Here is a 15219-nt window from a genome sequence, read left to right as displayed (position 1 = left end):
AATTATTTCTTTTTAGCAGCTTGTACGAGTTCCAGTTGCGCCATTCCAACCGAAGTGGTAAACATACCATAATTCACCAGCGCTTTATCCTTCTCAATTTTATCGATTGTTCCAACCGCTTTTCCATCTTCCAGTCGAACACGATCTCCAATTTTTAGTTTCGCTTTTGGTTTATTAGCTTCCTGCTTTTTTAACTGCGTTTCTTTTTTCTTTTCTTCTTTCTTCTTTTGCCTGATAGGCTCAATTTTTTTCTGAACCTCTTTTTTAAGCTGCTCTTCTTTATTCTTCTTAGCTTTCAGCCTTTTGGCACTTTCCTTTTTTCGTTTGGAATTTTCTATCTCCACCAACTTGATGAATTCACCAATAAGTTCTTTCTTTTTCTTATTGCTGAAATACTTTTCACTTAAATCGTTGATCTTTTGACCCAGGTAGATCATGCGTTGATTGGTGTCATAAAGCTCCTGATAGCTTTCCAGTTTTTGCTGAATCCTGGTATTTATTTCTTCCAGCTTCTCTTTCTCTGCTGCAGCTTTTTCCTCTTTGGTTTTAAGGCTGTCGGTAGTTTTTCGAAGATTAGAACGCTCTTTTTGAAGGTTGGCGATACTTCTGTCAAACCTGATCTTACCACGTTCTACCTTCTTCTTGGAACGGTTGATTAGGCTATATGGAATCCCATTCTTCTGGGCAACTTCAAAAGTGAATGAACTTCCGGCTTCTCCTACCTGCAGCTTGTACACTGGTTCCAGGGTCTGGCTGTCGAACATCATATTTGCATTGCTCATTTCTGGCAATTCATTAGCCAGTTTCTTGAGGTTGGCGTAATGCGTGGTAAGTATACCAAAACTACCTTTTTCATAGAAAACTTCCAGAAAGGTTTCGGCCAGCGCACCTCCAAGTTCAGGATCACTTCCGGTTCCAAATTCATCAATCAGGAAAAGGGTTTTATTATCACACTTCCGTAGAAAATAATTCATGTTTTTCAAGCGGTAGCTATACGTACTCAGGTGATTTTCAATGGACTGGTTATCACCAATATCAGTGAGAACTTTATAGAACAGGCACATTCGGCTGTATTCATGAACCGGAATCAGCATTCCGCTTTGTAGCATCACCTGTAGAAGACCAACAGTCTTTAAGGTAATACTTTTACCTCCGGCATTGGGACCTGAGATGACCATAATCCTGTTACTGGCAGATAACTCAATGCTTTGTGGATAGGTCTTTTCGTTCTTTTTCTTATTATTTAGAAGTAATAATGGATGGTACGCATCCTTCAGGTGTAATTCCCTGTCTTTAGTAATCTTTGGTAAAATACCGTTAATCTTATTGGCATATTTTGCCTTTGCTGCGATTACATCCATTTCACTAAGAAGATCCTGATGATCTGCAAGCACTTCACGATAAGGCCTGGTGAATTCAGTAAGTTCCTTTAATATTCGCTTGATCTCTTCCTTTTCCTCATATTCAAGATTGTTGAGTTCCCGTGTATGGCGATGAGTTGCTTCAGGCTGAATATATACAATACTGCCGGTTTTGGAATTACCCATAATTCCACCTTTTACCTTACGGCGATACATGGATTTTACAGCAAGTACTCGCACATTTTCGACCACACTTTCCTTGATCTCGTCAAGATAGCCATACCCATTATAGGTGGTTAATGCTGAATTAAAACTTGAGTTGATCTGGCCTTTTACTGCATTAATAGATCTTCGTAACTGTTGTAAATAAGTAGAAGCGTCATCTTTCATCTCTCCAAATCGGTCTATAACTGAATTGATCCTTTCTACAAGGCTGAGATCATATTCCAGATGCGACACAGTCTCAGATAATGCCGGATATAAATGCGCGTATTTTCTGAAGAATTTAAGGTGATTGTTTACAGTTTCATTAAGAGAGGAGATCTTTCTGAAACCTCCTATCTCTAAAACAGACTCTTCTATAGCCAATAACCGAAGTTCAGACTGAATACTATCGAACCCATGATTTGGGATCGCTTCATCCTGTGTTTTCGATTTAATAAATTCATTGGTTTGATCGAGTCCAAAAACGGTCTTTTGAAAACTCGGGTATGGTTGAATCTTTAGAGCCTTTTCTTTTCCCTGTCCTGTAATACAAAGTTCACTTACCTGCGAACATACTACTGGAAATTCCAAATCATCCAGACTCCTGGAACTAATTTTTATCATATCAATTTTTCCCTACATTTGAGGATCTACAAAGTTACTCAATTCTCATGAACGTAAGAATAGATCAAAGCTGGAAAAAAGTTCTAAATGCTGAATTTGAAAAGGACTATTTCAGGAATTTAATCCAATATGTAAAGAAGGAATATACAGAGCATAAATGTTTTCCTCCCGGTAGTGAGATTTTTGCTGCTTTTGATCACTCCACTTTTGATAATACTAGGGTGGTCATTCTGGGTCAGGATCCATATCATGGAGTAGGGCAGGCGAACGGTTTATGTTTTTCGGTTCGTGATCATGTCCAGATTCCCCCGTCACTCGTTAATATCTTTAGGGAAATTGAATCAGACCTGAATAAGCCGGCTCCCTCCAGCGGAAATCTGGAAAGATGGGCAGATCAAGGAGTACTGTTACTCAATGCCACACTTACTGTTAGGGCTCACCAGGCAGGTTCTCATCAAAATAAAGGTTGGGAAACATTTACAGACGAAGTAATCAGGCTTATTTCTGAAGAAAAAGAACACGTAGTATTTATGCTTTGGGGTGGTTATGCCAAGAAAAAATCCAAGCTTATCAATAGTTCAAAGCATCTCGTTTTAACCAGTGGTCACCCTTCACCATTAAGCGCAAATAGAGGTTACTGGTTTGGCAACAGGCATTTTAGTGAAGCGAACAGGTATTTAGAATCGAAAGGTAAACAGCCTGTCAACTGGTAAGCTGGTTAGAATCGATATCCCAGATTCACCATGAACTGACCCGCAATGGTCGGGGATCTGTCGCTGAATAAATTTCTTCCAATACCACCGCTTAGGTCTAATAAAAAACCGCCTTTGGAAACAAATTTGCCACCCAGACCAAAACCTATGGCAAAATCTGTGTAATCATAGGTGTCATATACATACTCATCGATGCTTTCATTATAGTAATATCCATCGTCATATTCACCATTGGATAACATTCCAAATCCATGTACATAAAAACCCCGGGCATATTTAGAGCTAAAGAAGTGCTTGTATTTACCGGTCAACGACAGCTCTTTATAGTAAGCTTCATCTAAATAGTCATCTTTAGACGGATGGTAGAAAGCTTCAATCGCCCAGGTAGAATTTTCAGAAATTATACGTTCGTATGTAATATCAACAATTCCAAAGGCCACAAGATTGAATGCATTCAGGCTCAATTCCTGTTTTCCGAATTCCCTGGAATTTTGGTTGGTAATACTGTCGGTCGTCTGGCAGAATGCCAAAGAAGCTGTTGCCATTAGCAAGCAGGATAGAAATAATTTCATTATTAGAGGTAGATTATTTGCCTCTGAAATTATGAATTAATTCGTTATAATCTACCTTTTCTGAAATAAGATTGAGTCTTTTTAAATTTTCCTGAACTTCAGTGAGATCTTCACTTGAAATTTGTTCCTGACTCCAATGGGTTAAATCCAGCCATTTTCTGATATCTTCCAGTTTTTGTCCATATCTCTCAGCTAATTCAACATCTATATTACGCTGAATTTTAAATTCACTCGTTTCAGCATTAAGAATTTGTAGCATTTCTTGAAGCTCATCAGGTTTTTCATTGATTGCTTTTTCAGAAGCTGCGATAACAAAACACGGCCATGGGGTAGGGCAGTCGGCAATTAGCCTGAAGGTATCATTATCTACCAGCGGTTTGGTGGTAAAATGTTCCCACATAAAATATTGCGCCTCATCACTTTTTAATGCCTTAATGGCTCCATCCAGGTTGTGAACGATCTCAAATTGAAGCGAAGCTGTATCCCAGCCAACATTTTCCGCATTTACATAGGCCATCAAATGCGAGCCGCTTCCCTCGCGACTAATTGCGGCCTTGGTGTCTTTCAAATCATTAATGTTTTTATAAGAAGATCTGCCATCTACGTGTATTCCCCAGATGAGCGGACTTCCAATATAATTCTGAATGATCCTACTAGGGTTGCCGTTAATAATATCGCGAGTAATCCCTTCTGTAAGAATAACGGCTACGTCTAAGTCATCTTCCCGCAAAAGATTGCACATGGCACCCGTTCCTTCCGGAACTTCCTGCCATTTCAGATCTATTCCTGCTTCTGTGAAACTTTTATTCTCGATACAATGATGCCACGGTAAATTAAAGTGTTCCGGTACACCTCCAACTTTGATCCTAGTCATTTGAATGTTTTTCTTTTAGATAATCATAAATGGCGTACTGTGACCGAACTGAGTTTTCGCCTTCTTCTTTCTGCACGTAGGTGTTGGATTCATTTTGATCCTGAATCCGTGCTTTTACATTATCACTCAACTGAATATTTAGAATATCCTTGAATTCATTGAAAATATCTTTATCCAGAACTGGTGAAATCACCTCAATCCTGCGATCTAGATTACGACTCATCCAGTCTGCACTGCCATAAAACATTTTCTCTTCACCACCATTTTCAAAAAGATAAATTCTTCCATGTTCCAGAAACCTATCCACGACACTGGTAATATAAATGTTTTCGCTCATTCCCTTAACTCCTGGAATGAGACAGGTAAAGCCGCGAATAAGCATTCTAATTTCTACGCCGGCTTCGCTCGCCCGGTATAATAACTCGATCATTTCCTCATCTTCAAGGCTGTTCATTTTGGCAGTAATCTTCGCTGGCTTACCATTTCTGGCATTTTCGATCTCATTGTAGATCAATTTGGTGAATTTCTGCCTGGTAGAAAATGGAGAGATCAATAGGTTCTTTTCTCTTGGAATAATCAATTCACCTTCGAGCACCTTGAATAAACGGTCAAGTTCTTTCGTGATCAGTTTATTCGCTGTGAAAATTGCGTGATCGCAGTAGATCTCAGAAGTTTCTGCATTAAAATTTCCGGTGCCAATATAAGCATATCTTACAGTTTCGTCATTCTCCAATCTTTTCACTAACATGATTTTGGAATGTACTTTTACCTTCGGATACGAGTATATAACGTGAGCACCTTTTTCCTCGAATTTTCTTCCCCAGCTAATATTGTTTTCTTCATCAAATCTTGCTTTAGCTTCAACGAAAACGGTTACATTTTTACCATTCTCCAGGGCTTGCATAAGTGAATTGGTAAGCTTTGACTCATCTGCCACCCGGTAAAGCGAGATACTTATATCTGTAACCTTTGTATCTGCAGCTGCCTGTTCTACAAATCGCTCAACGTAATCAAAAGACATAAAAGGAAAATGCAATGCCTGATCTTTTTCCAGAATTGATTTGAAGTAATTAGTACTTTTCTCCAGAGTTTTATGCGGGAGCGGTGGTAATTCTTTAAAATGCAAATATTTGTTCCCCCCGGGATCTGGAAAAGTAAAGAAATCCTTGAAATTGTGATATTTACCTCCCGGCATCATATCGATCTTTCCTAAATTAAGCAACTTTCTGATTTTGCGATGCACCTCATCTGGCATGCTCGCATCGTATAGCAGTCGCGTTGGCTGGCCATCTGTTCTTTGCTTCAAAGATTCGTAAATTTTTTCGGCTAGAACACCTTCATAAATATCATCGATATAAAGTTCAGCGTCACGGGATAATTTGATCTCATAAATTCCGGTGATTTCATCTTCAGAAAAAATACTGAACATTTGGTGTCGCAATATTTCATCCAGGTAAGTGACCTGATGTTTTCCCGCGTTAGCTTCAAAAGTCACAAAGCGGCCACATTCTTCCACCGGTATATTGACAATCGCTAACTTTTGATCATTCTTGAAAGTAACCAGAAAATACAGGATGGAGTTCTTTAAAAATAACTCATTCTCATCATCCAAATGTATAATTACAGGCTCAAGATGTTTTTGTACATGTTCTTTGAAATAATTCATGGCAAATACAGCATGCTCTTCATCATAATGATCTGCCTCCAGTAAATAAATATTATTCGCCGCAAGTTCCGGGATTATCTCTTTTTTATAAATCTCGCCAAACTGGTTCTGTTGTTTTTTAACTTCTTCAATGATCTGTTTAGTGATCTTTGAAGGTTTTAAGGCTAGTTTTTTCCTGATACTCTTCTTGACCCTTTTCATTTGGCGTAACTGAGACACGCGCACACGAAAATATTCATCCAGATTGGATGAAAAAATAGCCAGGAACTTCATCCTGTCGTAAAGAGGATTTATTTTATCTGCAGCCTCCTGTAGTACCCTTTCGTTAAAACTTAACCAGTTTAGATCTCGATGTCTAAATCGGTTTTCACTAGGTTGCGGCATGGGCATTCATTTGTTTGATCAAAAATACAAAGTAAGCCATGCAGAGCTTTTAATATATTGTTAAATAAGCACGTTAAGAAACGATCCTTTCAAGGCAGTATTTTATAAGATTGTCCACAAGTTTCTTTGGATCTGCTGAAAATTCTCCGGTTGCTCTATTGGCCAATACCGCATTCATAGAGACAGCGTGATGCCCTAAAAGTCTGGACATTCCATAGATTCCTGAAGTTTCCATTTCAAGATTGGTAATTGCTTTCCCATTGTGTTTATAGGCAGCAATATGATTGTTCATATCTGTTTCAGGAATGGCGTTTCTAAGTACTCTGCCCTGAGGTCCATAAAATCCAATATTGGTAGCAGTAAAGCCTTTTACTGTATCCTTTGATGAGAATTTTTCGATAAGCTGATCGCTTCCAGCGACTACATATGGATAGGCTTTCTTAGAAGACCAGTTTGTTTGCTTCACAAATTCCTCGGCAAGATCATGTTGTAAAAATGCGTCACTTTTGTAAAAATGCATCAGGCCATCAAAACCCATTGCCAGTTCACTTACGAGAAAGGAGTCCAATGCGATCTCTTCCCTAATGGAACCCGTTGTGCCAATTCTTATGATATCCAAAGACTTCAGCTCATCCTTGACTTCTTTTTTCTCCAGGTCGATATTTACCAGGGCATCCAACTCGGTTAAAGCAATATCAATATTGTCGGTACCCATTCCCGTGGACATAACGGTGATCCTTTTACCATCGAGTAGTCCAGTATGGGTACAAAATTCACGTTTCATCCTGGTGATCTCAATCTTATCGAAATAGGCACAAATTCTTTCCACTCTTGCGGGGTCACCAACAGTGATCACTGTATCTGCAATTTCGTGCGGTAGTAAACCAAGGTGATATATGGAACCATCCTCGTTGAGGATTAATTCTGAAGCTTTTAAACTCATTCTATAATTTTAATAATCTGTTTAATTCAGGATCATAGAGGAAATCGAACTTTCGTACTCCGCCGTAGACCTGATCATTTGCAAGTTCACGATAGAAATTTTTCTTACCACTAAGAACCTGCAAACCTTTTTCAGTAAGTTGTATTTTATTTTCTTTTTCAGAAAAGAACAGGGAGAGCCTGTCCAGAATCTGTTGCATCTGGCTATCACTATATCCATAGTATCCCTGATGCTGAAGCGCATAACCTAACAGATGATTTCTACTGGTAATTGCTCTTGATTCAATTAGTTTCAGGATATTCTTCTCCAGGGAGTTAATACCGGTAGAGCTGTCTGGAAATCTTTCAATATGTGCCCTAATACAACTGGACAGGTATTCAAAATTTGACTTTGTCTTGATCTGAGCTTTCAATTTTAAAGGATCGTCACTACAATACAATTCCCAGACTAGTAATGCGATCTCTATATCTTCAGTAGTTAAAGCAATACTTTTTTCATAGTGATTCCTTAATTCTGAAGTTGAAAGCTGACACAAGGGTTGAAACTCTTTATCTGCCTTTAGCTTCTTACTGCTAACCAGATAAACGGGCATATCCATTTTTTTGTTAGCCAGTACCTGTATTGCGGCCAGCATATTTATATGGCAGAACAGATCATACTCGAACCAGAGATACACTGAATCATAATCCTGCATGGATTTTAGTCTTTCTACTTCAGCTATAAATCGCGCTTCGTAATTTTCTTCTGTAATAGCATAGGTTTCAAACAGGAACTTCTTCCGAATATTAAAAAACTTATCATTCAGTTTCCTGCTTGTGGGTCCTTCACATAGAAGTTCACGCCATATAATTAGTTCGCCCGGTAAATTCAGCTTCTGCATTTGTTCAGCTAAGCCATCACCGTTAACTATGTGTAAGGTCCTTTTGCTCATATTTAAGATATAAAAAACGTGCTGGAATTAACCTCCAACACGTTTAACCTGATATCCTTGCTTTTCCAGGATCTGCATTATTTTCTCACGATCGTCACCCTGGATAATTATCTCGCCATCCTTGGTGCTTCCTCCAACACCACATTTCTTCTTCAACAATTTTCCAAGCTTGATCAGTTCTTCATCGGGACCTTGGAAGTTTTTAATGATCGTAACGGTTTTGCCTCCTCTTCCTTTATTGCTGAAGTGTGCTTCCAGTTGCTGATCTTCAGGAGAAATATCTTCCTGCGAATCATCATTGGTATATGATGATTCATCAAATTCATCATTAGTCGAAAAAACGAAACCTCCCAGATCTTCCAGACCTAATTTCTTTTTCGCCATAACTATTTTTTGATGAGACCTATTTCCACAAGACGCTGATGTAAAAATTCTCCAGCGGTAATATCTTCATATTGCTTCGGATTGTCCTCGTCGATACACTCTTCAAGACAATCAAGCCTCATGTCACTACGGGGATGCATAAAGAAAGGAATGGAGTATCTTGGTTTGCCCCATTGTTCCTTTGGCGGGTTCGTTACGCGGTGAATGGTGGAACGCAGTTTATTATTGGTATGTCTTTCCAGCATGTCTCCTACATTAATAACCAGCTCATCTTCTTTTGGAATAGCATCGATCCATTCGCCATCTTTCCGAAGTACTTGTAAACCTCCCGTAGAGGCCCCCATCAACAGCGTGATCAAATTAATGTCACCATGGGCCCCGGCTCTTACAGCTCCTTTCGGTTCTTCGGTAATAGGTGGGTAGTGAATAGGTCTTAAAATACTATTTCCATTACTTGCCCAGTGATCGAAATAATGCTCCTCTAATCCAATGTATAAAGCAAGGGCGCGGAGCACATAGATACCGGTTTTTTCCAGGTTTCTATATGCTTCCATCCCGATTTTATTAAAATCTGGTAATTCCTGAACCTGTACGTTTTCAGGATAGTCTTCAGAAAGATTGGCATCTTCTGAAGGTTCCTGTCCAAAATGCCAGAATTCTTTAAGATCTCCTTCTTTTTTACCTTTAGCATGTTCTTTTCCGAAGGATATATAACCTCTTTGCCCAGCCAGGCCTTCGATCTCGTAATTCTTTTTAGTTTCAACCGGCAGATCAAAAAAGTCTTTTACTTCCTTATATAGATTGTCAACCAGATCATCACTCAAAAAATGATTTTTAAGAGCTACAAAACCTATTTCCTCATAAGCCTTACCGATCTCATTAACAAACTTCTCTTTTCTTTTAGGATCTTCCGAAAGAAAATCGGCTAGATCTACACTGGGAATATTATTCATTGCCATAAAGCGCTTTTAAAATTTTAGGTAACAAACAAAGTTAAGTAAAATTAAGCAAACCATAGATTCAAAGGCTTTATACAGCTTTATAATTTTACTTACATTTATCAAACAAATCTATAATTTATGTCTTCTGTAGATATCACACAAACCATTATCAAAAACAACCATAGTAACCTGGATCCTGAGATTCTTTTAGATCTGTATACCGCCATTCTCAAGCCAAGAATGATCGAAGAAAAAATGCTGATCTTACTTCGCCAGGGTAAAATTAGTAAATGGTTTAGTGGGATAGGGCAGGAGGCTATCTCGGTAGGAGTAACCAAAGCTTTGCATCGGCATGAGTATATCTTGCCTATGCATAGAAATCTCGGCGTCTTTACCAGCCGGGACATTCCATTGCATCGACTTTTTGCCCAATGGCAGGGAAAAGCTTCTGGTTTCACCAGGGGTAGAGACCGAAGCTTTCATTTTGGAACGCAGGAGTACAAAATTATTGGAATGATCTCTCATCTTGGACCTCAGCTTGGAGTTGCCGATGGTATTGCGCTGGCAAGCAAGCTTCATAAAGAAGGAGCTGTTACCACAGTTTTTACCGGTGAGGGTGGTACCAGCGAAGGTGATTTTCATGAAGCATTGAATATCGCTTCTGTATGGGATCTTCCGGTATTATTCTGCATTGAAAACAACGGTTACGGGCTTTCCACTCCAACAACCGAGCAATACAGATGCAAAGATCTGGCCGATCGCGGGGCTGGTTATGGTATGGAGTCACATATCATAGATGGTAACAATGTAATGGAGGTTTTCGAAAAAATTTCGGCAATTGCTGAGAGTATGCGCAAAGAACCAAGGCCTGTCCTGATAGAATTTAAAACTTTTAGAATGCGGGGACATGAGGAGGCTAGTGGCACCAAATACGTTCCCAAGGAATTAATGAATGCATGGAAGGAAAAGGACCCTGTAATTAATTTTGAAAGCTATCTTCTGGAACATGAGGTCATTTCAGCAGATAAAATTTCAGAAATAAAAGCAACAATATTGGATGAGATCAACGAACATCTGGAGATTGCCAATTCTGAAGCTATGATTTCCGCAGATATCGAAACCGAACTGAACGACGTCTTTGCTAAGTATACTTATGAAGAAGTTTTACCGGACTCCAAGACTTCAGAAATTCGATTTATTGACGCTATCGCTGAAGCTGTTTCCGAATCGATGGAGAAGCATCTCGAACTTGTATTGATGGGACAGGACATAGCAGATTATGGAGGTGTTTTTAAGATAACCGAAGGTTTACTGAACAAATTTGGCAAGGAGAGAGTACGTAATACACCAATATGTGAGTCGGCTATAGTTGGCACAGCCATGGGATTGTCTATTAAGGGCATAAAAGCAATGGTAGAAATGCAGTTTAGTGATTTTGTAAGTTCAGGATTTAATCCCATTGTGAACTACCTGGCAAAAGTAAATTATCGCTGGAACCAGAATGCCGATGTGGTGATTCGAATGCCCTGTGGTGGAAGTGTGGGTGCCGGCCCATTTCATAGTCAGACCAACGAAGCCTGGTTCACAAAGATTCCTGGTCTAAAAGTAATTTACCCAGCTTTTCCAGCCGATGCGAAAGGTTTGTTGAATACAGCCTTTAACGATCCTAATCCAATTCTATTTTTTGAACATAAAGCATTGTACAGAAGTATCAGGCAGGAAGTCCCACAAGGATATTACACCCTGGAATTTGGAAAAGCTTCCTTAGTTCGGGAGGGCCATCAGGTAAGTATCGTAACTTATGGTGCTGGTGTACACTGGGCCTTGGAAATTCTGGATGAATTGGGTATAGTTGATGCAGACCTAATAGATCTTCGAAGTTTACAACCACTCGATGAGGAAGCCATTTATAAGTCTGTTTCAAAAACAGGAAAGGCGATTGTCCTTACAGAAGACTCTTTGGTTAATAGTTTTGCTTCAGAAATTGCAGCTTTAATTTCTGAAAATTGTTTCGAGAGACTCGACGCACCGGTTTGCAGAGTTGGCTCTTTGGAAACACCGATCCCATTCGCAAAAGCGTTGGAAAACCAATATCTTCCGAAGGAAAGATTCAAACTGAAGTTGCAGGAGTTATTGAATTATTAGCAGTCTTTTACCATTAGATTGAGATAATTAAGAATACTTAACACATTCTCTGTTAAATAATTAATAATCTTTTGTTGACGCTTTACTACTGCTGTAATTTAGATTCAACTAATCAATAAATCTATACATTATGGTACGTTTAATCGTCATTTTTCTGATTATTGCTATCGTGGCCGCAATCTTCGGTTTTGGAGGAATTGCAGACGGCGCAGCGGATATCGCGAAGATCATTTTCTATATCTTCCTTGTACTGTTAGTAATTTCTTTACTAAGTCGTTTATTCAGAAGATAATCGAACAATAACATTTTAAATCCAATGTGCTCTGGAACTATTTTCTGTCGCATTGGATTTTTAAATTTAATTCAAATTCTACATGAAAAAGATATTTATTTTACTTACAGCAGTGGTACTGCTAGCATCTTGTGGTGGAACCAGCAAAGTTGCGAAAGAAGCCAGAAAAACTTTTGACGGTGAATGGACATTGACAAGTGTTACCTATCCTAATAATCCAGGACAGTTTAATGTGACCTTATTTAATGAAGCACAGGCTTCCTGTTTTGAAAATAGTACCTGGGATTTTGTATCCAATAATAATCGTGGTACCTATACTGTTTCAGGAACAGGTTGTGATGGTGAGGCGAATTATTTTATATGGTCTATAGATGAAGATAACACTCCTGAGGGTATCTATGATTTTCTTTTGAAGCCTACTAATGAAAATTACAAATCTACAACAGGAAATGAAGGATTCAGACTGAATTTACAGAGTTTAACTGATAATAATATGACCTGGTCACAAACAGTAAGTCTTGACGGCTCACCGTTTACAATTAATATGAATTTTACTAAACTATAATTATACAGAAGCTATGAAAACAGTAATTAATAGAATGTTCGTAATACTTTTCGCATCCACACTTTTATTTGGATGTGATGCAGTGCAGAACGCTAACAATAAACAAAAAGGTGCCGTAATAGGTACTGCGGGAGGTGCGGTAATTGGTGGTGTTATTGGTAATAATACCGGTGATGGAAATACCGCTCTTGGATCTATTATTGGTGGTGTTGTTGGTGGTGCAGCCGGAGCCATTATTGGTAACAGAATGGACGAACAGGCCAAGAAGATCGAGAACGAAATTCCTGGAGCTGAAGTAGAAAGAGTTGGAGAAGGTATCAACGTTACTTTTGATGAAAATAGTGGTGTTTATTTTGATACCGAAAAGTATGCGATCAACGCTAAATCACAGGAAACTTTAAACAAACTGGTAGGAATTTTCAAAGAATATCCTCAAACCAATGTTTTAGTAGAAGGTCATACCGATAATACGGGAAGCGATAGCTACAATTTAACTTTATCAAAGAACAGAGCACAGGCAGTAACAGGCTACCTTGTTGATAATGGTATTGAAAAAGGCAGGTTTACAACCAAATGGTATGGTGAAACCCAGCCAAAATATGATAACTCTACCGCAGAAGGCAGAGCGAAGAACAGAAGGGTAGAACTTGCCATAGTTGCAAATGAAGAATTAAAGGAGAAGGCTAAAGAACAGGCAGAGCAACAAAATGGTAATTAATACACCACATTAAATATAATTTGAAAGATCCCGGTATTAACCGGGATTTTTTATGTTTATTACTTACATTCAATGTATGAATTCAGCAGATGTAGTTATTTTGGGTGGAGGGCTTGCTGGTTTGGTGGCAGGTATTCATCTATTAAAATCTGGAGCTACTGTGTGCCTGATTGAAAAAGATTCATATCCCAGACATAGGGTCTGCGGAGAATATTTATCCAACGAAGTAAAACCGTATTTAAATTTTCTGGGAGTAGACTTGCAGAATACTCATGTACCAGAACTTTCCAGGTTGGAATTTAGTACCGCTAAGGGAAACTTACTGGAATGCACGTTGGAGCTAGGTGGGTTGGGTATTAGCCGTTACACATTGGATCATCTCTTCTTTCAGCAATTCCTGAAAGCAGGCGGTAAGTTTATGCATACTACAGCGGAAAACTGCAATTTTCAAAATGATGAATTCTTAGTAAACTGTAAAAACGGCCATAGTCTAAAAGCGAATTTTGTTATTGGTGCGTATGGTAAACGTTCCAATCTGGATAAGAACCTTGATCGAGGATTTATCAACAAGAGGTCAGCCTGGATAGCTGTCAAAGCGCATTATGATCATCAAAGATTTCCTGACGATCTGGTCGCTCTACACAATTTTAATGGAGGATACTGCGGACTTTCAAAAACCGATCTTGGTACTGTGAACGTCTGTTATCTTGCTACCTATGAATCTTTTCAAAAGCATGGTAAGATTAAGGATTTTGAGCATAAGGTGCTTTCTGAAAATCCATATTTAAACGATTTTTTCAGGAACTCCACGCTGGAATTTGAAAAACCTCTGAGCATTGCCCAAATTTCTTTTGACAGTAAAACTCAGGTTGAAGATCACATTCTTATGATTGGCGACGCTGCAGGTCTTGTCCATCCTTTATCTGGAAATGGTATGGCGATGGCCATACGTAGCGCGAAGCTGGTTTCTGAAGCTCTTCTGAAATTTGAATTAAACCCTGGATATCGTACAAATATAGCTTCTACCTATATTAAATCGTGGAAACAAAATTTTAGCTCGAGGATGCGTACTGGCAGAATTCTTCAGAAGGTACTATTGCACGAAAGGATGAGTGATATCACTCAAGGCATTCTTCAACGCGTACCAGGATTGCTTCCAAAGATCATCAAAAAAACCCACGGAAAGGAAATGCATGTATAAAATAGACACCACAAAAAGATCTTTGGAACCAGAGATCATGGACGATTTTGACTTTAGAGGCGAAGAATTAAGAGTTACTCTGGATGATCTTGAACGGGTCAATTCTTTGCTTGGTGGCAATCAAATTAGTATTGATGGTCTTAAAAAGTTAGATCTCGATCCAACCAGGGAAATCTCCATTGTTGATGTTGGTTGTGGAAATGGAGCGATGCTACGGAAGATTGCTGAATGGGGCAGAAGGGAAAACTTGAAACTCAAGCTCACGGGAGTAGATGCAAATGCTCACGCCATAAAAATTGCCTGCAATTTGTCTCAGGATTATCCTGAACTGGAATTTCTAACTCAAAACATCTTTAGTGCAGAATTTCGAAACTCTCAGTTTGATGTGCTAATGTGTACCCTTACATTACATCACTTTAAGGATTCTCAAATTCCTGAAATATTGCATCAGTTTTATGACCAATCTAATATTGCTGTGATTATCAACGATCTGCAACGTTCCGCATTAGCCTACAGGTTGTTTAAACTTTTCTGTGCAGTCTTTGTGCAAAATGAAATCGCCCGAAAAGATGGTCTAATCTCAATTTTAAGAGGTTTTAAACGACATGATATTCATAAATATATGAATACTATCAATGTTGACACCTATTCAATCCAGTGGAAATGGGCATTTCGTTATTTATGGATCATTAAAAAATAAT

15 protein-coding genes are annotated in these 15219 nt (G+C 38.8%); 7 read left to right on the top strand and 8 right to left on the bottom strand.

The window, feature by feature from the left end; genetic code table 11:
- Positions 1-2: 2 nt before the first annotated feature.
- On the bottom strand, positions 3-2189 hold the full coding sequence (locus tag G529_RS0114555; RefSeq protein WP_026916226.1) for an endonuclease MutS2: 2187 nt from the start codon (positions 2187-2189) through the stop codon (positions 3-5).
- Between the two features lie 47 nt (positions 2190-2236).
- Between G529_RS0114555 and ung the strand changes: the two genes are divergently transcribed.
- Positions 2237-2902 (top strand): uracil-DNA glycosylase, encoded by a 666-nt coding sequence (gene ung / locus G529_RS0114550; RefSeq protein ID WP_026916225.1) that lies wholly within the window; start codon positions 2237-2239, stop codon positions 2900-2902.
- A gap of 5 nt (positions 2903-2907) precedes the next feature.
- Here ung and G529_RS16015 read toward each other — a convergent pair whose 3' ends face one another.
- From G529_RS16015 to G529_RS0114515, 7 genes are all read right to left on the bottom strand, one after another.
- Complete coding sequence (locus tag G529_RS16015; RefSeq protein ID WP_157514690.1) at positions 2908-3474, bottom strand: hypothetical protein; 567 nt, start codon at positions 3472-3474, stop codon at positions 2908-2910.
- A gap of 13 nt (positions 3475-3487) precedes the next feature.
- Entirely contained in the window at positions 3488-4348 is an 861-nt protein-coding gene (locus tag G529_RS0114540; protein ID WP_026916224.1) for a substrate-binding domain-containing protein, read from the bottom strand.
- Entirely contained in the window at positions 4341-6398 is a 2058-nt protein-coding gene (gene ppk1, locus G529_RS0114535; protein ID WP_026916223.1) for a polyphosphate kinase 1, read from the bottom strand. The genes G529_RS0114540 and ppk1 overlap by 8 nt, the downstream gene beginning before the upstream one ends.
- Before the next feature lie 73 nt (positions 6399-6471).
- On the bottom strand, positions 6472-7341 hold the full coding sequence (locus G529_RS0114530; RefSeq protein WP_026916222.1) for a nucleoside phosphorylase: 870 nt from the start codon (positions 7339-7341) through the stop codon (positions 6472-6474).
- 1 nt (position 7342) lies between these two features.
- The gene (locus G529_RS0114525; protein ID WP_026916221.1) at positions 7343-8272 is read right to left on the bottom strand and encodes a DUF1835 domain-containing protein; all 930 of its coding nucleotides are present in this window, start codon (positions 8270-8272) and stop codon (positions 7343-7345) included.
- 27 nt (positions 8273-8299) lie between these two features.
- Positions 8300-8656, bottom strand: a complete 357-nt coding sequence (locus G529_RS0114520; RefSeq protein WP_026916220.1) for a translation initiation factor — start codon at positions 8654-8656, stop codon at positions 8300-8302.
- A gap of 2 nt (positions 8657-8658) precedes the next feature.
- The gene (locus tag G529_RS0114515) at positions 8659-9609 is read right to left on the bottom strand and encodes an isopenicillin N synthase family dioxygenase (protein ID WP_026916219.1); all 951 of its coding nucleotides are present in this window, start codon (positions 9607-9609) and stop codon (positions 8659-8661) included.
- Between the two features lie 126 nt (positions 9610-9735).
- Between G529_RS0114515 and G529_RS0114510 the strand changes: the two genes are divergently transcribed.
- From G529_RS0114510 to G529_RS0114485, 6 genes are all read left to right on the top strand, one after another.
- Entirely contained in the window at positions 9736-11742 is a 2007-nt protein-coding gene (locus tag G529_RS0114510) for an alpha-ketoacid dehydrogenase subunit alpha/beta (protein WP_035696161.1), read from the top strand.
- 130 nt (positions 11743-11872) lie between these two features.
- Entirely contained in the window at positions 11873-12034 is a 162-nt protein-coding gene (locus G529_RS16450; RefSeq protein ID WP_026916217.1) for a DUF1328 domain-containing protein, read from the top strand.
- 82 nt (positions 12035-12116) lie between these two features.
- Complete coding sequence (locus G529_RS0114500; RefSeq protein ID WP_026916216.1) at positions 12117-12599, top strand: membrane lipoprotein lipid attachment site-containing protein; 483 nt, start codon at positions 12117-12119, stop codon at positions 12597-12599.
- A 13-nt stretch (positions 12600-12612) separates the two neighbouring features.
- Positions 12613-13317: a YiaD family glycine zipper/OmpA-like lipoprotein gene (locus tag G529_RS0114495; RefSeq protein ID WP_026916215.1), complete on the top strand. Its 705-nt coding sequence runs from the start codon at positions 12613-12615 to the stop codon at positions 13315-13317.
- 76 nt (positions 13318-13393) lie between these two features.
- Positions 13394-14518 (top strand): NAD(P)/FAD-dependent oxidoreductase, encoded by a 1125-nt coding sequence (locus G529_RS0114490; RefSeq protein ID WP_026916214.1) that lies wholly within the window; start codon positions 13394-13396, stop codon positions 14516-14518.
- On the top strand, positions 14511-15218 hold the full coding sequence (locus G529_RS0114485; RefSeq protein ID WP_026916213.1) for a methyltransferase domain-containing protein: 708 nt from the start codon (positions 14511-14513) through the stop codon (positions 15216-15218). The genes G529_RS0114490 and G529_RS0114485 overlap by 8 nt, the downstream gene beginning before the upstream one ends.
- Position 15219 lies beyond the last annotated feature (1 nt).

It is taken from the genome of Christiangramia portivictoriae DSM 23547 (assembly GCF_000423045.1).
In the GTDB taxonomy this organism is placed as follows: Bacteria; Bacteroidota; Bacteroidia; order Flavobacteriales; family Flavobacteriaceae; genus Christiangramia; species Christiangramia portivictoriae.
This window is presented reverse-complemented; position numbering and strand designations above follow the sequence as displayed.